We start from the raw sequence: 19083 nt of genomic DNA, 5'->3' as shown, positions 1-19083 counted from the left end.
AGCGAACAACCCCGCCTGCGTGAACTGCGTCTGATCCAGCAGCTCACCACCCGCAAACACCACATCCCGAACCGGACGATCCAGATGCCGGTCCAACTCCGCACACACCGCATCGAAAGCATCCGCGAACACCGGATAGGACTCGTACAGCTCACGGCCCATACCCGACCGCTGCGCACCCTGACCCGAGAAGAGCAGGGCCGACCGGCCTTCGACCACCTCGCCCCGCACGGCCCGGTCACCGATCAGCACAGCACGGTGCTCCAGCGCCGCCCGGGTCGTCGCCAGCGAGAACCCGACATCCACCGGATTCCGACCCTCGGCGAACGCCGACAAGCGCTCCACCTGCGCCGACAGACCCGCCTCGGACCTGGCCGACACCACCCACGGCACCACCGGCAACACGACGCCGGCCCCCGTGTCCACCGCGGTTTCGGCCTCCAGCGCCTGCTCCAGGACCACGTGCGCATTTGTGCCGCTGATCCCGAAGGACGACACCGCGGAACGCCGCGCCTCACCCGTCTCCGGCCACGCCACCGACTCCGTCAGCAGCTCCACCGAACCCGCCGACCAGTCCACCTGCGACGACGGCTCATCCACATGCAGCGTGCGCGGCACCACACCATGCCGCATCGCCATCACCATCTTGATCACACCGGCCACGCCCGCAGCGGACTGCGTGTGGCCGATGTTCGACTTGACCGACCCCAGCAGCAGCGGACGGTCCTTCGCCCGGTCCTGCCCGTAGGTCGCGAGCAGCGCCTGCGCCTCGATCGGGTCGCCCAGCCGGGTGCCCGTGCCGTGGCCCTCCACGACGTCGATCTGGATGGGGGACAGTTTGGCACTGGCCAGCGCCTGGCTGATCACGCGCTGCTGCGCGGGGCCGTTCGGCGCGGTCAGACCGTTGGACGCGCCGTCCTGGTTCACCGCCGAGCCCCGCACGACCGCCAGCACCTGGTGGCCGTTGCGTCGCGCGTCGGACAACCGCTCGAGCAGGAGCATCCCCACGCCCTCGCCCCAGCCCGTACCGTCCGCAGCCTCGGCGAACGCCTTGCACCGGCCGTCGGCCGCCAGGCCTCGCTGCCGGGAGAATTCGACGAAGACGCCGGGGTTGGACATGACGGTGACGCCGCCGGCCAGCGCCTGCGTGCACTCACCGGAACGCAACGCCTGGATCGCCCAGTGCATGGCGACGAGCGACGACGAGCACGCCGTGTCCACCGTCACCGCCGGGCCCTCGAGACCCAGCGTGTAGGAGACCCGGCCGGACAGCACAGAGGTGACATCGCCTGTCAGAGCGTGCCCGTCCGAGCCGGGCGACGCTGCCATACCGATGCCGTAGCCCTGGGTGGAGGCACCGATGAAGACGCCCGTGCGGCTGCCGCGTACGGAGAGCGGGTCGATGCCAGCACGCTCGAAGGCCTCCCACGACGTCTCGAGCAGCAGGCGCTGCTGTGGGTCCATCGCCAGCGCCTCACGCGGCGAGATCCCGAAGAGGCCCGGGTCGAAGTCGGCGGCGGCGTAGAGGAATCCGCCCTCGTTCGCGTACGAGGTGCCCGGGTGCGCGAGGTCGGGGTCAGGGGCGTACAGCTTCTCGAGGTCCCAGCCGCGGTCCGCGGGGAACCCCGCGATGGCGTCGCCCCCGGAGGCCACCAGGTCCCACAGCTGCTCCGGGGAGCACACGTCGCCCGGATAGCGACAGCTCATCGCGACGATCGCGATGGGTTCCGCTTCGCCGGACTCGACATGGCGAAGTCGCTGGCGAGTCTGCTGGAGCTCGCCGACCACCTTGGTCAGGTACTCGCGCAGCTTCTCTTCGTCCGCCATCAGTACATCGCTCCCGTGAGTCGTACAGGAAAATTCATGCTTGCCACGTCAAGAGATCCCGAGGTCGTTGTCGATCAGGTCGAACAACTCCTCGTTCGTCGCGGACTCGTAGCGCTCCGCGCTGCTGTCCCGGTCGGTCGTCCCGTTCGCCTCGTTGAGCTTGGACAAAAGGGATTCCAGGCGCATGACCACGCGCATCCGGCCGAGGTCGTCGTGCGCGCGGACGGTCAGGACCTGTTCCAGGCGGTCGAGTTCCTCGCCGGCAGGCAGCTCGCCTTCCGCGTCCTGCAGGATTTCCGCCTGCAGATGGCTGGCGAGTGCAGTCGGTGTCGGGTGGTCGAAGACGGACGTCGCCGGAAGGCGAAGGCCGGTCGCGGCGTTGAGCCGGTTGCGCAGTTCGACCGCAGTGAGCGAATCGAAACCGAGTTCCCTGAAGGCCCGCCCCGCTTCGACGCTCTTGGGCGTCGCGTGTCCGAGGACGGTCGCCGCGTGTCCGCGCACCAGATCCAGCAGGAGCTGAGCCCGGTCGGCCTCGGACATCACGGTCAGCTCCGCACGCAGAGCCGGGGCGGTCTCCGTCTCACCGGCCGGCTCCGCCGCCTCCCCGATGGCCGCTGCCACCTGCGGGATGTCTGCGATCAGGGGGCGGGCTCGCGCCATGGTGAAGATCGGCGCGAAGCGTTCCCAGTCGACGTCGGCTATCACCACGGTGGTGTCGTCGTGATCGAGGGCCTGCCGGAGCGCGGTGATGCCCGATGCGGGCTGGATGAGACGTACGCCCTGCCTGTCGAGAAGGATCTTGGCGTCCTCACTCACCATTCCCCCACCGGCCCACGGCCCCCAGGCCACGGACAGGGCGGGCACACCCTCGGAACGCCGTTGTTCGGCGAGCGCGTCGGCGTAGGCGTTGGCCGCCGCGTAGGCCCCGTGGTCTCCGACACCCCAGACGGCCGAAACCGATGAGAAGTAGATGACCGCGTCGAGGTCGTCGTGATCGACCAGTTCGTCGAGGTACCGGGCTCCGGCGACCTTGGCGGCAGCGATGTCCGCGAACATGTCGTCGTCCGTCACCGCGAGCGGGGCCAGCTTTCCGACTCCTGCCGCGTGCACGACCGTACGCACCGTGTCCCCGGCGGCCGAGAGCCGCTCCAGCAGACCGGCCACGGCAGCCCGGTCGGTCACATTACAGGCGGCGACGGTGACCCTGCTGCCCAGCTCCTCCAGCTCGGCCACCAGCTCGGTGACTCCTGACGCCTTGTCACCGCTGCGGCTCGTGAGGACGACGTGCTCGGCTCCGTCCGCGGCCAACCAGCGCGCCACATGTCCGCCCAGCGCCCCGGTTCCGCCTGTGATGAGTGCTGTGCCGGACGGCTTCCAGGACCGCGCGGGCGCCGATCCGTCCGGCGTCGCGGGCAACACCCGTCGGACGAACACCCCCGTGCCGCGGACCGCCAGCTGATCCTCGCCGTCCGTGCCCGCGAGGGCGGCCACCAACCGCTTCAGCGCGCGGGCGTCCACCTCCTCCGGCAGGTCGACGAGGCCGCCCCACACCTTGGGGTGTTCCAACGAGGCGACTCGTCCCAGGCCCCAGGTCTGTGCCTGGACCGGCCGGGCGAGGGCGTCGGAACGCCGGACGGACACGGCGGTGCGGGTGGCGCACCACAGGGGCGACTCCAGCTCCAGCCAGGTCATCGCCCGTAGAAGGGCCAGGACGGCGAACGAACCGGACGGCAGCACGCTGTGTACGGGATGGGGACGCTCGTCGAAGGAGAGCAGCGACAGAACTCCGGACAGGCTTCCGTGTTCGTCGACGGTCTCACGCAGCCGGTCGCCGATCGTGGTGACGTCGTCCGGTCCGCCGTCCACAGGCAGCAGCACGACGATCGCCCCGTGGTCTCGGAGGGAGGTCGCACAGTCCTCGACGAGAGGCTCGTCGATGTTTCCCGCGGGAACCGCGAGCACCCAGACGCCGGTGAGCACGGGCTCGGGCGTGTCGTCGACGGGGGCCCAGCTCACCTGGTAACGCCAGGTCCCGACTGCCAGGCTCTCGCTGCGGTTTCGGTGCCACTGGGACAGCGCGGGCAGCATGCTCGCGAGGGAGGGCGCACCGGTCTCTCCGACGTCGAGTGTCCTGGCCAGGGTATCGACGTCCCCGCGTGCGACTACGTCCCAGAATTCGGCGTCGATCGCACTCCGTGCGCCGGCAGGCCCACCGACCTGGACGAGCGGCGCGCTCGGCCAGTACCGCTCGTGCTGGAAGGCGTACGTCGGGAGGTCGACGCGGCGGGCGCCGGTGCCGGCGAAGTACGCCGCCCAGTCGACGGACGCTCCGCGTACGTGTAGCTCTGCGAGCGCGGTGACCAGTGTCTGCGGCTCGTCGCGATCCTTGCGCAGCACCGGGGCGAACGCCGCACCTTCGACGCAGTCCTGGCCCATCGCGGACAGCACACCGTCCGGACCCAACTCCAGGAACGCAGTCACACCCTGGTCCTGGAGGGAGCGCATCCCGTCGACGAAACGAACGGCTTCACGGACGTGGCGCACCCAGTAATCCGCAGAGCAGATCTCGTCGCCCGACACGACCTGGCCGGTCACGTTGGAGACGATCCCGATCTCGGGCTGCTGGAAGGTCAGCGTCTCCGCGACCGCACGGAAGTCCTCCAGCATGGCATCCATACGAGGCGAATGGAACGCATGGCTCACCCGCAGCCGCTTGGTCTTACGACCCTCCGCCTCGAAGTGCGCGGCGATCGCCAGAACAGCGTCCTCGCCACCCGAAACCACCGTCGCGGAAGGCCCGTTGAGCGCTGCGATAGACACCCCGTCGGTCAGTAGCGCCAGGACTTCGTCCTCGGTCGCCTGGAGCGAGACCATCGCCCCACCCGCCGGCAGTCCCTGCATCAGACGGCCACGCGCCGCCACCAACTTCGCAGCATCCTCCAGCGACAGCACCCCGGCCACATGCGCAGCCGACAACTCACCGATCGAATGACCCAACAGATAGTCCGGCCTCACACCCCACGCCGACACCAGGCGGAACAACGCCACCTCAAGAGCGAACAGCCCCGCCTGCGTGAACTGCGTCTGATCCAGCAGCTCACCACCCGCAAACACCACATCCCGCACCGGCCGGTCCAGATGCCGGTCCAACTCCGCACACACCACATCGAACGCATCCGCGAACACCGGATAGGACTCGTACAACTCACGGCCCATACCCGACCGCTGAGCACCCTGACCCGAGAACAGCACACCGGTCCGACCAGGAGCCACCGCTCCCCGGACCGTCCGGTCACCGATGACCACCGCACGGTGCTCCAGCACCGCACGCGTCGTGACCAGCGAGAACCCGACATCCACCGGGTCCTGATCCCCGGCGAACGCCGTCAGTCGCTCCACCTGTGCGTCGAGCGCCTCGGCCGTCTTCGCCGACACCACCCACGGCACCACCGGCACCGATGCACGTGCCCCGTCCACCGGCTCCACCTCAGGAGCCTGCTCCAGGATCACGTGTGCGTTCGTACCGCTGACGCCGAAGGACGACACACCGGCCCGCCGCGGCTCGCCCGTCTCAGGCCACTCGGTCCGGTCCCGCAGAAGCTCGACAGCTCCGGCGGACCAGTCGACGTGGGTGGACGGTTCGTCGACGTGCAGCGTCCTCGGCAGCACTCCGTGCCGCATCGCCATCACCATCTTGATCACACCGGCCACACCTGCGGAAGCCTGTGTGTGACCGATGTTCGACTTGATCGACCCGAGCAGCAGCGGCCGGTCCTCCGGCCGTCCCTGCCCATAGGTCGCCAGCAGCGCCTGCGCCTCGATGGGGTCGCCCAGTGTCGTACCCGTGCCGTGTCCATCGACGGCGTCCACCTGTGAGGGTTCCAGGCCCGCCGAGGCGAGCGCCTGGCGGATGACTCGCTGCTGGGCCGGACCGTTCGGGGCTGTCAGACCGTTGGACGCACCGTCCTGGTTGACGGCAGAACCGCGGAGGACGGCCAGTACCTCGTGTCCGTTGCGCCGCGCGTCCGAAAGCCGCTCCAGGAGCAGCATTCCGACGCCTTCGCCCCAGCCCGTCCCGTCCGCCGCGTCGGCGAAGGACTTGCAGCGTCCGTCCGACGCCAGCGCCCCCTGCCTGCTGAATTCCACGAACGCCGCCGGTGTCGACATGACCGTCACTCCCCCGGCCAGTGCCAGCGAGCACTCCCCCGCCCGCAGCGCCTGGACCGCCAGGTGCAGCGCGACGAGCGAGGACGAACATGCCGTGTCGACGGTCACGGCGGGCCCTTCCAGGCCGAAGGTGTACGAGAGCCGGCCCGAGACGACACTCGCGGCGTTGCTGGTGGCCAGCGAACCGGTTCCGGCATCCGGGGAGCCGAGCAGGACCGTGGCGTAGTCCTGGCCGTTGGTCCCCGTGAACACGCTGGTGCGGGTGCCGCGCACCGCGGCCGGGCTGATGCCGGCCCGTTCGAAGGTCTCCCACGAGGTTTCGAGCAGCAGCCGTTGCTGGGGGTCCATCCCGAGCGCCTCACGCGGTGAGATCCCGAAGAAGGCTGCGTCGAAGTCGCCCGCGTCGTGGACGAAGCCGCCTTCGTCCCAGTAGGTGGTGCCGGGGCGGCCCCGGTCCTGGCTGTACAGCCGGCGGAGATCCCAGCCCCGGTCTGCGGGGAATTCCGCGATGGCGTCGCGGCCGTTGGCGACCAGGTCCCAGAGGTCCTCCGGGGACCGGACGCCGCCCGGGTAGCGGCAGCTCATACCGACGATCGCGATGGGGTCGTCGTCGGTGCGGACAGGAGCGGGGGCCGGGGCATGGGCCTCGGCATCCTCGCCACCGAGCAGTGGCGCGAGCAGGCCCGTGGCGATGTGAGCCGGTGTCGGGTGGTCGAACACGAGGGTTGCGGGCAGGTCGAGCCCTGTCGCCCTGTTCAGGCGGTTGCGCAGCTCGACGGCGGTCAGGGAGTCGAAACCAAGCTCGCGGAAGGCCCGGTCGGCGGGGACGGCTTCGGCCGAGGGGTGGCCGAGTACAGCTGCGGCCTCTGCCCTGACCAGGTCGAGCAGTTCCCGTTCGTTCTCGGTCGCGGAGAGTCCGGCCAGCCGGGCGCGCAGCACCGCCGCGACCCCTGCCTGGACGTCGCCGGGCTCGGACGCGTTGCCCCGCAGGGCTTCGGCCGCCTCCGGGATGTCGCCGATCAGCGGCCTGGGGCGCGCCAGCGTGAACGCGGGCGCGAACAGGGTCCAGTCGATGTCCGCGACGGTCAGACAGGTCTCGCCCGTCTCGACCGCACCTACCAGCGCACCGATGGCCAGCTGCGGGTCCATTGCCGCGAGCCCGCGGCGGGCGAGCATGTCCTGGGCGGCGCCGTCGGCCATGCCGCCGCCGGACCAGCCGCCCCAGGAGACGGATGTGGCCGGAAGCCCACGACTGCGCCGGTACTCCGCAAGGCCGTCCAGGTAGGCGTTGCCCGCCGCGTAGGCGCCCTGTCCGGCGGCGCCCCACACTCCTGCGCCTGAGGCGAACAGGATGAACGCGTCGAGTGTCCCGGCCGACTCCGTCCCGAAGAGCCCGTCCAGGTTCGCGGCGCCTGCCACCTTGGCGGCCAGGGCTTCCGCGACGTCCGCGGGGTCCGATTCGGCGAGTCCGGCCATCACGGTCATCCCTGCGGCGTGGACGACCGTCCCGATGGGCCGGCCGTCGGCCTCCTGGACCTGGTCCACGAGCGCGGCGAGTGCGTCCTGGTCGGTCACGTCGCAGGCCGCGATCGTCACCCGGGCGCCCAGCGCGGCAAGTTCGTCGTGCAGCGCGAGGGCACCTTCGGCGGCGGTCCCTCGTCGGCCGGTGAGTACGAGGTGCTCCACACCCTGGCGGGCCAGGTGGCGCGCGACGTGTGCACCCAGCGCACCCGTACCGCCGGTGATGAGGGCCGTTCCCCGCGGGTTCCACGGCGTGGAGGCGGCGGACACCTGGGCACGTACGAGCCGGCGTCCGAAGACGCCCCCCTGCCGCACGGCGACCTGATCCTCTCCGACGGGACCTGCCAGTACGCCGCGCATTCGCGCCCACGCCCGGGAGTCGAGAGTGTCCAGTTCCGACGGGAGGTCGACGAGGCCACCCCAGCGCTCGGGGCGTTCCAGGCCGAGCACCCGGCCCAGGCCCCAGGTGAGTGCCTGAACGGCGCCTGCGGGGGCTTCGGAGCGCCCGATGGACACTGCGCCGCGCGTCACGCACCACAGCGGTATGTCCTCCTCCAGGGCCAGCAGGGCCTGGGTCAGCGTCAGCAGGGCGCACAGCCCGCTCGGCAGCAGCGAGTGGCTGCGGTCCGCGTCCTCGTCCATCGCGAGCAGTGAGACGACCCCGGTGAGCGGGCCGCTCTCGGCGAGGGCGTCGTTCAGGGCTCGTGCGACCGTCGCGCGGTCGTTCCCGTCCGTGCTGATCAGGAGTCGTGCGACGTCGGCGCCGCCCGCTGCCAGCTCACGCTCGACAGCGGTCACCGCCTCGTCCCGGGCCAGGTCCGCGGGGACGGCGAGGAGCCAGGTGCCGGTCGGGCCGGCCGTGGGGGCGATCTTCAGCGGCTTCCAGGTGACGCGGTAGCGCCAGGAGTCGAGCGTCGACTCGTCCCTGTGCCGCCGCCGCCACGACGCCAGGACAGGAAGCAGGTCCGTGAGCGAGGACCGCATGTCGTCCTCGACGCCGAGTGCGTCGGCCAGGGCCTGGGCGTCGCCGCCGTCGACGGCCTCCCAGAAACGGGCCTGCGCCGGGTCCTGCGACGCGAGCGGGTCGGTGCCTTCCAGCGGGTGGGGGTGGGGCTGTGGCCAGAACTCCTGGTGCTGGAAGACGTACGTCGGCAGGTCGACCCGCTGGGAGGCGGTCCCCTCGAAGTAGGAGGCCCAGTCGACGTGAGCACCGCGCACGTGAAGTTCCGCCACCGCCTGGAGCAGTGACTGCGGCTCGTTCCGGTTCCGGCGCAGGGCGGGCACGCAGGCCTGTCCCTCGCCGTTCAGGCTCTGCTGCGTGATGCCGGACAGTACGCCGCCGGGGCCGACTTCGAAGAACGTCGTGACGCCCTGCTCCTGAAGGCTCAGTGTTCCTTCGTGGAAACGTACGGTCCGGCGGAGGTGACGGACCCAGTATTCCGGGTCGCCCAGCTCACCGGGCTCGGCGAGCCGGCCGGTGACCGTGGAGACGATGGCGATCCTGGCCGGGTGAAAGGTCAGACCTGCGGCGACCGCACGGTACTCGTCGAGCAGCTCGTCCGTGTGCGGGGAGTGGAACGCGTGGCTGCCGCGCAGCCGCTTGGTCGTGCGGCCCTCCGCCTCGAAGTGCGCGGCGATCGCCAGCGCGGCGTCCTCGTCACCCGAGACCACCGTCGAGGACCGTCCGTTGCGCGCGGCGATCGACACACCGCCGGTCAGCAGCGGGAGGACCTCGTCCTCGGTCGCCTCGACGGACACCATGGCGCCGCCGGACTGCATGGCCTGCGTCAGGCGGCCCCGGGCGGCGACCAGTGTCGACGCGTCCTTGAGCGAGAGCACGCCTGCCACGTGGGCGGCGGTCAGTTCGCCGAAGGAGTGCCCCATCAGGAAGTCGGGGGTGACACCCCATGACGAGACCAGCCGGAAGAGCGCGACCTCGACGGCGAAGACTCCGGGCTGTGTGTACCGGGTCTGGTCCAGCAGGTCGCCCTCGTCGAACACGACGTCGCGGAGCGGCCGGCCGAGAGTGGTGTCCATCTCCGCGCACACGGCGTCGAACGCGTCCCTGAACACCGGGTACGCCTCGTACAGCTCGCGGCCCATGCCCGGCCACTGCGATCCCTGGCCCGGGAACAGGACCGCCAGCCGGCCGTCCACCGCCGAGCCCCGCACCACTGCGGCGGACGGCTGTCCGGCCGCCAGGGCTTGCAGGCCGTCGAGCAGTCCGTCGCGGCCGTCTGCGAGCACCACCGCACGCTGGGCCAGGGCCGCCCGGCCACCGGCCAGGGAGTAACCGACGTCCAGCGCACCGGACGCCTGCGCGCCCACCGCCTCCACGTGGTCGGCCAGAGCGCTCGCCTGCGCCTCGAGTGCGCCGGGGCCGACTGCGGCCGAGAGAAGCCACGGGACCACGGGAGGCGTGCGTACCGGTGTGCCTCCGCTGTCCGCGGGCACCACGGGCGGTTCCTCGAGGATGACGTGTGCGTTGGTGCCGCTCACCCCGAAGGAGGACACTCCCACCCGTCGCGGTTCGTCCGTCTCGGGCCATTCCCGCGGCTCGGTCAGCAGCTGGACGTCCCCGGACTCCCAGTCGACCTGTGGCGTCGGCTCGTCGACGTGCAGCGTCTGCGGCAGCACACCGTGCCGCATCGCCATCACCATCTTGATGATCCCGGCCACACCGGCAGCAGCCTGCGTATGACCGATGTTCGACTTCAGCGACCCCAGCCACAGCGGCCGCCCTTCCGGCCGCCCCTGCCCGTACGTCGCCAGCAGCGCCTGCGCCTCGATCGGGTCACCCAGCGTCGTACCCGTACCGTGCGCCTCGACGGCGTCGATCCGCTCAGGTGCCAGCCGTGCGTTCGCCAGTGCCTGGCGGATGACCCGCTGCTGGGACGGACCGTTGGGCGCCGTCAGACCGCTGCTGGCCCCGTCCTGGTTCACGGCCGAGCCGCGGACCACGGCCAGCACGTCGTGTCCAAGCCGGAGGGCGTCGGACAGCCGCTCCACCACGAGGACCCCGGCGCCCTCCGCCCAGCCGGTGCCGTCCGCGCTCGCCGCGAAGGACTTGCAGCGGCCGTCGAAGGAGAGACCGCGCTGGCGTGAGAAGTCCACGAACGTGCCGGGGGTCGCCATGACGCTCACCCCACCGGCCAGGGCCATGGTGCACTCGCCCGACCGCAGCGCCTGGACCGCGAAGTGCAGGGCGACCAGGGAGGACGAGCACGCCGTGTCCACCGTCACCGCGGGCCCTTCCAGGCCCAGCGTGTACGACACCCGGCCCGAGAGGACACTGCCGGAGTTGCCGGTGCCCAGGTATCCCTCCACGCCGTCGGGCAAGGAGTGCAGCGTGCTGATGTAGTCGTGGTACATCAGACCGGCGAACACGCCCGTCCGGCTGCCCTTCAGCGACGTCGGGTCGATTCCCGCGCGTTCGCACGCCTCCCAGGAGACCTCGAGGAGCAGGCGCTGCTGCGGGTCCATCGCCAGCGCCTCGCGGGGCGAGATGCCGAAGAAACCGGGGTCGAACTCCCCTGCCTCGTGCAGGAATCCGCCCTGGCGGACGTACGAGGTACCGGACCGGTTCGGGTCGGTGTCGAACACTCCCTCGATGTCCCAGCCCCGGTTGGTGGGGAACGGCGATATGCCGTCCCCGCCCGTGGCGACCAGGTCCCACAGCTTCTCAGGGCTCGTCACCCCGCCCGGATAGCGGCAGCTCATGCCCACGATCGCGATGGGCTCCCGCTCCCGGTCCTCCATGTCCCGCAGCCGACGGCGAGTCTCGCGCAGGTCCGCCGTGGCCCGCTTGAGGTAGTCGAGGAACTTCTCCTCGTTCGCCATGGGGTGTCACTCCTTGCAGAGGGGTTGATCAGGAAGGTGCGGGGCAGTCGGTCAGGGCTGTCAGGAGGACTCGAGCTCGTCGTCCAGCAGCTCGAAGAGCTCGTCGGCCGTGGCCTCTTCGAGGCTCCGGACCGTGCCGTCGGACGCGTCGTCGTGCCAGCCGGCCATCAGCCCGCGCAGCCGCTCGGTCACCTTGACGCGGTCGGCGTCGTCGGACGGCACGCCGGCGAGCGTGGCTTCCAGCCGGTCGAGTTCGGCGAGCAGCGAGAGGGCCGACACCGTCCCGTCACCGACGAGTTCGTCCCGCAGGTACAGGGCGAGCGCTTCAGGGGACGGGTGGTCGAAGACGAGCGTGGAGGGCAGCCGCAGCCCGGTCATGGTGTTGAGCCGGTTGCGTAGTTCCACAGCGGTGAGCGAGTCGAAGCCGATCTCGAGGAAGCCCCTCGTGACGACCACGGCCGCGGCGGAACTGTGGCCCAGTACGTCGGCTGTCGCTGTGCGCAGCATGTCGAGGAGGATGCCGGTGCGCTCCGCCCCGCCGGCCGCAGCGAGACGCTCCTTGAGCACCGTGGCGGATTCGGCTGTCCGGCCGCTCCTCTCCGCCGTGGGCCTGGTGGGCAGCCGGATCAGACCGCGCAGCAGCGGAGGCATCGCGTCGGGACGTATCTGTGCGGTGTCGGTGCTCAGTCTGGCCGGCATGAGGGTCGGCCGGCCTGTCGTGCGGGCGAGATCGAACAGGTCGATCCCCTGTTCCCGGGACAGTGGTACGAGCCCTGACCGGGCCATGCGGGCGATGTCGGCGGCATCCATCCGGCCGGCCATGCCGCTCTCGGCCCACGGCCCCCAGGCCAGGGAGGTCGCGGGCAGACCGCGGGCGTGCCGGTGCTGGGCGAGGCCGTCCAGGAAGGCGTTCGCAGCCGCGTAGTTGGCCTGCCCCGGGCCGCCGAAGGTGCCGGCCGCGGAGGAGAAGAGGATGAATTCCGCGAGGTCCGAATGCTCGGTCAGCTCGTGCAGGTTCCAGGCCGCGTCCACCTTGGGCCGCAGGACGGCTGCCAGTCGCTGCGGGGTCAGGGACGCCACGACGCCGTCGTCCACCACACCCGCCGCATGCACGACCGCGGTCAGGGGGTGCGCTGCGGGGATTCCGCCGAGGACGTCCGCCAGGGCCGTCCGGTCGGCGGCGTCGCAGGCGGCGAAGGTGACGTGCACGCCTGATTCCGTGAGCTCAGCGGCCAGTTCAGCGGCGCCCGGTGCAGCCGAGCCACGGCGGCCGAGCAGCAGCATGTGGCGCGCACCGCGCTCGGCCATACGGCGTGCCACCAGGCCGCCCAGCACGCCGCCGGCACCTGTGACCAAGACGGTTCCGCCCGGGTCGACGTCTCCGGATCCCGTGGGCTCGGTGGCCTCCACCCTGTTCAGGCCCGGCGTGTGGATCTGTCCGGCCCGCAGGGCCAGTTGAGGCTCGCCGGTGGCGACGGCGGTGGCGAGGTTGCGGGCCGACAGGTCGGTGCCGTCGAGGTCGGCCAGGACGAACCTGCCGGGTGCCTCCGACTGCACTGAGCGCAGGAGGCCCCAGACCGCTGTCTGCGCGAGGTCCGGTACGTCTTCACCGTCGAGGGAGACCGCTCCGCGCGTCGCGACGACCATCAGGACGTCGGTGAACCGGTCGTCACCCAGCCAGTTCCGTACCGTGGCCAGGACCTCGGCCGTACGTTCATGGGTGCGCTGCACGGTCGGCTCGCCCAGCTGCGGCGCGAGGGACAACAGGACGGCCGGCGGCAGGGGCGCGGCTGCCAGGTCCTCGATCCCCGGGAAGACGTCGATGCCGACCCCCGCCGCGGCGAGCCCGAGGTGGTCCGCCCCGAGCACCGCCCAGCGGGCGTCCGGGAGCTCGCGGGTGAGGTGCGCGGCCGACCAGCCGAGGTGGAACAGCGAGTCGTGGTGTGTGGCCCGGCGTGCCCCGTCGAGCTGGGCGGTCGTGACGGTGCGCAGGACCAGGGACTCGATCGCGGCGACCGGTTCGCCTGACGGTCCGGCGAGGGTGAGCGAGACGCCGTCGGTGTCCTTGGGGGTGATCCGCACGCGCAGGGCGTCCGCGCCGGCCGCGTACAGCGTCACACCGTTCCACGCGAACGGGAGGCGGTTGCGCCCCACGCTGTCGTCGTCCGTGGAGTCGTGCGACGTACTCAGCCCCATGGCGTGCAGGGCCGAGTCGAGGAGGGCCGGGTGCAGACCGAACCGGCCGGCCCCGGGCTCCGTCGCCTCGGGCAGGGCCACCTCGGCGAATACCTCCTCGCCGAGCCGCCATGCGGAGTGCAGGCCCTGGAAGACCGGCCCGTAGGCGTAGCCGATCGACGTGAGGTGTTCGTAGAGGCCCTCGACCGGTACGGCGACGGCGCCTTCGGGGGGCCAGACGGCGAGGTCGGCCGGCCGGTCGCGGTTCTCGGCGGCCACCAGGGAGCCGCTTGCGTGGCGCGTCCACGTGGCTTCGGGCCCGCCGGCGCCGCGCGAGTGGATCTCCAGTGTCCGGCGGCCTGACGCGTCGGCCGGTCCCACCCACAGCTGGAGTGCGACGGATCCTTCGCCGGGCAGGACGAGCGGGGCCTCGATGACGAGTTCGTCGACGTGGCCGCAGCCGACCTCGTCGCCCGCCTTGACGGCCAGCTCGACGAAGGCGGTGCCCGGCACCAGCACCGTGCCGAGGACGGTGTGGTCGGCGAGCCAGGGGTGGCTGTCCAGCGCGAGGCGGCCAGTGAACAGGTAGGCGTCGCTGTGACCGATCTGCACCGCCGCACCCAGCAGGGGGTGGTCGGCGGGGTCGAGGCCGGCCGAGCGGACGTCCCCTGCCGCGCCGTCGCCCCGCAGCCAGTAGTGGCGGTGCTGGAAGGCGTAGGTCGGGAGAGCGATGTTCCGGCCGTCGCTGCCGGCGAAGTACCGGGGCCAGTCGACGGACGTGCCACGCACGTGGAGGCCGGCCAGGGCGCTCAGCAGGGTACGGGGCTCGGGGCGGTCGGAACGCAGGGCCGGTACGAAGACCGCGTCCCCGTCGGTGGCACAGTCCTGGGCCATCGCGGAGAGCACACCGTCGGGACCCAGCTCCAGGTAGGCCGTCACTCCCTGTTCCTGCAGGGTGCGTACGCCGTCCAGGAAGCGGACGGTTCCCCTCACATGGCGCACCCAGTACTCGGGGTCCCTGATCTCGTCGGCGCTCAGCACGGTCCCGGTGACGTCGGAGACGACCGCGAGGACGGGTTCGTGGAACGTGAGCCCTTCGGCGACCTTACGGAACTCCTCGAGCACGGCGTCCATGTACGGGGAGTGGAAGGCGTGACTGACCTTCAGGCGCTTTGTCTTGCGGCCCTGGGCCTCGAAGTGCTCGGCGATCACCAGTACGGCGGCTTCGTCGCCCGAGACGACCGTCGACCGGGGCCCGTTGAGCGCGGCGATGGACACGCCGTCGGTCAGCAGCGGCAGGACCTCGCTCTCCGCCGCCTGGAGTGAGACCATCGCGCCCCCGCCGGGCAGCGCCTGCATGAGGCGGCCCCGGGCCGCGACGAGGGTCGCCGCGTCCTCCAGCGAGAGCACGCCCGCCACGTGGGCGGCGGACAGCTCACCGATCGAGTGTCCGAGCAGATAGTCGGGCTTGACGCCCCACGAGGACACGAGCCGGTACAGCGCCACTTCCAGGGCGAAGAGTCCTGACTGGGTGTACAGCGTCCGGTCCAGCACGTCGCCGCCGTCGAACACCACCTCGCGGACCGGCTGGTCCAGATGGCGGTCCAGCTCCGCGCAGACCGCGTCGAAGGCGTCCGCGAACGCGGGATACGTGTCGTACAGGGCGCGTCCCATCCCCGGCCGCTGCGACCCCTGCCCGGAGAACAGCACCGCTGTCCTGCCGCGCGTCTCCGTCCCCCGTACGAGTCCGGGGGCAGTGGTGTCGCCGGCGAGGGCGGTGAGTCCTTCGAGGAAGGCCTCCCGGTCATCGGCGACGATCACCGCACGCTGCTCGTGCACGGACCGGGCGGTCGCCAGCGTGTGGGCGATGTCCAGGAGGCTGAGGTCCGGGTCGGCGAGCACCGCGTCGCGCAGCTGCGCCGCCTGGGCGCACAGTGCCTTCTCGTCCCGTGCGGACACGGTCCACGGCAGCGCTCCGCCGGCCACGGGCGTGCGGGGGGCGGCGGGCGGCTCCGGTGCCTGCTCCAGGATGACGTGCGCGTTCGTACCGCTCACGCCGAACGAGGAGACGCCGCATCTGCGGGGATGCCCGGTCTCCGGCCAGTCCCGCCGCTCGGTGAGCAGTTCCACGGCGCCGGAGGACCAGTCGACGTGCGTGGACGGCTCGTCGATGTGCAGCGTCTGCGGCAGCACACCGTGGCGCAGCGCCATCACCATCTTTATGATTCCGGCGACTCCGGCGGCGGCTTGGGTGTGGCCGATGTTGGACTTGAGGGAGCCGAGCAGCAGCGGCCGGTCCGCAGGCCGGTCCTGTCCGTACGTCGTCAGCACGGCCTGCGCCTCGATGGGGTCGCCGAGCGTCGTGCCCGTGCCGTGTGCCTCCACGGCGTCGATCCGGTCGGCGGTCAGGCCGGCGTTGGCGAGAGCCTGCCGGATGACGCGTCGTTGTGCGGGGCCGTTGGGGGCGCTGAGGCCGTTGCTCGCACCGTCCTGGTTGATGGCGCTGCCCCTGACGAGCGCCAGGATCCGGTGGCCGTTGCGTTCGGCGTCGGACCGGCGCTCCAGCAGGAGGATGCCGACCCCTTCGCCCCAGCCGGTGCCGTCCGCCGCCTCGGCGAACGCCTTGCACCGGCCGCTGGAGGACAGTCCGCCCTGCCGGCTGAACTCCGCGAACACGGCCGGGGTGGCCATCACCGCGGCGCCGCCCACCAGGGCCATCGAGCACTCGCCCTGGCTCAGGGACTGCGCGGCCAGGTGGAGGGCCACCATGGACGACGAACACGCCGTGTCGATGGTGACGGCGGGGCCTTCGAGCCCGAGCGCGTACGCGATACGGCCGGAGAGGACCGCGGTGGCGGTGCCGGTCAGCAGGTACCCCTCTACGCCCTCCGGCGGCTGGTGGACATCACTGGCGTACCCCTGTGACGAGGCGCCGACGAAGACACCGGTGCGGGTTCCCCGCGCGGACGCCGGGGCGATGCCGGCGCGTTCGAACGCCTCCCACGAGGTCTCCAGCAGCAATCGCTGCTGCGGGTCCATGGCCAGTGCCTCACGCGGCGATATGCCGAAGAAGTCCGCGTCGAACCCGCCCGCCCCGTGCAGGAAACCGCCGGCGGGGGTGAACGCCGGAGCGCTTCCGTCATCGGCCCCACGCCCCCAGCCCCGGTCGACGGGGAAGCCCGAGATCGCGTCGGTGCCGGTGACGGCGAGGTCCCACAGCTGCTCGGGCGTCCGGACGTCCCCGGGGAAGCGGCAGCCCATGCCGACGATCACGATCGGGTCGTCGTCGAGGACTGCGACGGCAGGGGCGCCGGGGACGGCCTCGTCGCCCTGCCCGAAGGACTCGGCGAGGAGGTGCCCGGCCAGTGCGGTCGCGGTCGGGTAGTCGAAGACCACGGTCGTGGGAAGCCGAAGTCCGGTGGCGCCGTTGAGCCGGTTGCGCACCTCGACGGCGGTCAGCGAGTCGAAGCCCAGCTCGCGGAACGCGCGGTTGGCCTCGACCTCCGCCGCGTCGGTGAAGCCGAGCACGGAGGCGGCTTCACCCCGCACCAACTCCATCACGAAGTCGGCGCGTTCGCTCTCCGGGAGCCCGGTGAGCCGCTGCTGGAACGCGGAGAGATCGCCCATTCCAGCGGCCTCGGTCTCGGCGGCTGCCGCCAGCACACGGCGTACCTCCGGCAGGTTCTCCAGGAGCGGGCTGGGCCGGGTCACGGTGAACGTGGGCGCGAACCGCTCCCACCGCACGTCCGCCACGGTCAGCATCGTCTCGCCGGAGCCCACGGCTTCCTGCATCGCGTCGATGGCCAGCTGCGGGTCCATCGCCGGCAGACCACGCCTGTTCAGGATCTCCTCCGCCGATCCCCTGGCCATACCTGCGCCGCCCCACGCGCCCCACGACATCGCGGTGGCGGCCAGCCCGGCGGCCTGCCGCCGCTGGGCGAGGGCGTCGAGGTAGGCGTTGGCCGCGCCGTAGGCGCCCTGGCCGCCACTGCCCCAGATGCCGGAGATCGAGGAGAACAGGACGAAAGCGTCGAGCTGCTCGTCGCCGAAGACCTCGTGCAGGTGGGCCGCGCCGAGGACCTTCGCTTCGAGCACGGCTGCGTATTCGGCGGGACTCGTCTCGGTGATGACGCTGAGCTGGCCCACGCCTGCGGCGTGTACGACGGCCGTGACCCGGTCACCCGCATCACGCAGCGTACGTACCGTCGCGGCGAGCGCGTCACGGTCGGCGACGTCGCACGCGGCCAGCGTCACCCGGGCACCCAGGGCCGTCAGTTCATCCCGGAGGTCGCGCGCTCCGGGAGCGTCGGCGCCGCGGCGGCTGGTGAGTACGACGTGCTCTGCGCCCTCACCTATGAGCCTGCGGGCGATGAACGAACCGAGGGCGCCGGTGCCACCGGTGATCAGTACGGTGCCCCGCGGTGTCCACTTCTTCCCCGCTGTGCCCGCGGCCGAGCGGCCGCGTTGGAGCCGGCGTCCGAAGGCGCCCGACGCCCGGACCGCGACCTGGTCCTCCGCGCCGTCGCCGCCGGTCAGTACGCCGCAGATGCGGTTCCAGGCGCGGTCGTCGAGGATCGCGGGCAGGTCGATGAGACCGCCCCAGCGGTCAGGGTGCTCCAGCGCGACCACGCGGCCGAAGCCCCAGTGCATCGCCTGGTCGGTGTGGACCGGACCGTCCGAGCGGCCGACGGAGACCGCGCTCCGGGTGAGACACCACAGGGGGGCGGACCGGCCCGCGTCGCCGAGTGCCTTGACGAGTTCGACGTCGGCGGCAAGCCCCGCCGGGACCACCGGGTGCTGCGGGTCGGGCCCTGCGAGCAGCGACAGCAGGGAGATGACCCCGGCCGGTTCGAGTACGGCGTCCAGTCGCCCGGCGAGGAGCTCGCGGTCCGCTCCTGCCGGGACGGTGAACACCGAGACGTCGGCACCGTGACGTGTCAGGCCGCCCACGGTCTCGTGCACGGTTTCGTGGTCGGCCTCGGACTCCGGTACGACGAGTAGCCAGGTCCCGGACAGGGAGGCGGTGGGCAGGGCCGTCAGCGGCTGCCACGTCACGCGGTAGCGCCACGAATCGACGGTCGACTCGTCCCGTTGCTGCCGCCGCCAGGAGGACAGCGCCGGCAGCACCGTGCCCAGCGCGGAGCGCGAAGCACCGTCCAGCTCCAGATCGGCGGCCAGGGCATCCGCGTCGCCGCGCTCGACGACGTCCCAGAACCGGGCGTCCAGCGGATCGGCTTCCCCCGAGGAGAGGGAGGCCGTCTGCGCTTCGGGCCAGAAGTTCTGATGCTGGAAGGGGTATGTCGGCAGGTCGACACGCTGAGCACCTGTGCCTGCGAACAGGGCCTTCCAATCGAGACCGACCCCGTGGACATGCGCTTCGGCGAGGGAGGTCATGAAGCGCCGGGACTCGTCCTCGTCCCGCCGAAGCGTCCCCAGCGCGACCGCATCGCTCCCGGCCGCCTCGAACGTCTCCTCCAAACCGACAGCCAGCACCGGATGCGGACTCACCTCGACGAACACGCTGTGACCCGCGTCCAGCAGAACCCTGGTCGT

General features: G+C 71.5%; 3 protein-coding genes. All 3 read right to left on the bottom strand.

Annotated elements, in window-relative coordinates:
- Nucleotides 1-1827 (bottom strand): type I polyketide synthase (locus AB0P41_RS35570; RefSeq protein ID WP_365936151.1); only part of this gene is annotated, 1827 nt, incomplete at its 3' end.
- 48 nt (nt 1828-1875) lie between these two features.
- Nucleotides 1876-11355: a type I polyketide synthase gene (locus AB0P41_RS35565; protein ID WP_365936150.1), complete on the bottom strand. Its 9480-nt coding sequence runs from the start codon at nt 11353-11355 to the stop codon at nt 1876-1878.
- Nucleotides 11356-11415: 60 nt separating this feature from the next.
- Nucleotides 11416-19068 carry an SDR family NAD(P)-dependent oxidoreductase gene (locus AB0P41_RS35560; RefSeq protein ID WP_365936152.1) on the bottom strand — a complete coding sequence of 2551 codons (7653 nt, stop codon included), beginning with the start codon at nt 19066-19068 and terminating at the stop codon, nt 11416-11418.
- Between the last annotated feature and the right edge of the window lie 15 nt (nt 19069-19083).

It is taken from the genome of Streptomyces sp. NPDC079167 (assembly GCF_040686735.1).
In the GTDB taxonomy this organism is placed as follows: Bacteria; Actinomycetota; Actinomycetes; order Streptomycetales; family Streptomycetaceae; genus Streptomyces.
The sequence above is the reverse complement of the archived record's forward strand: the minus strand, read 5'-3'. Positions and strand labels throughout refer to the sequence as shown.

Bases quoted from the DNA above. Each gene is read 5' to 3' on its own strand.
- AB0P41_RS35565 (WP_365936150.1), bottom strand. From the start codon at position 11,355: ATGGCGAACGAGGAGAAGTTCCTCGACTACCTCAAGCGGGCCACGGCG.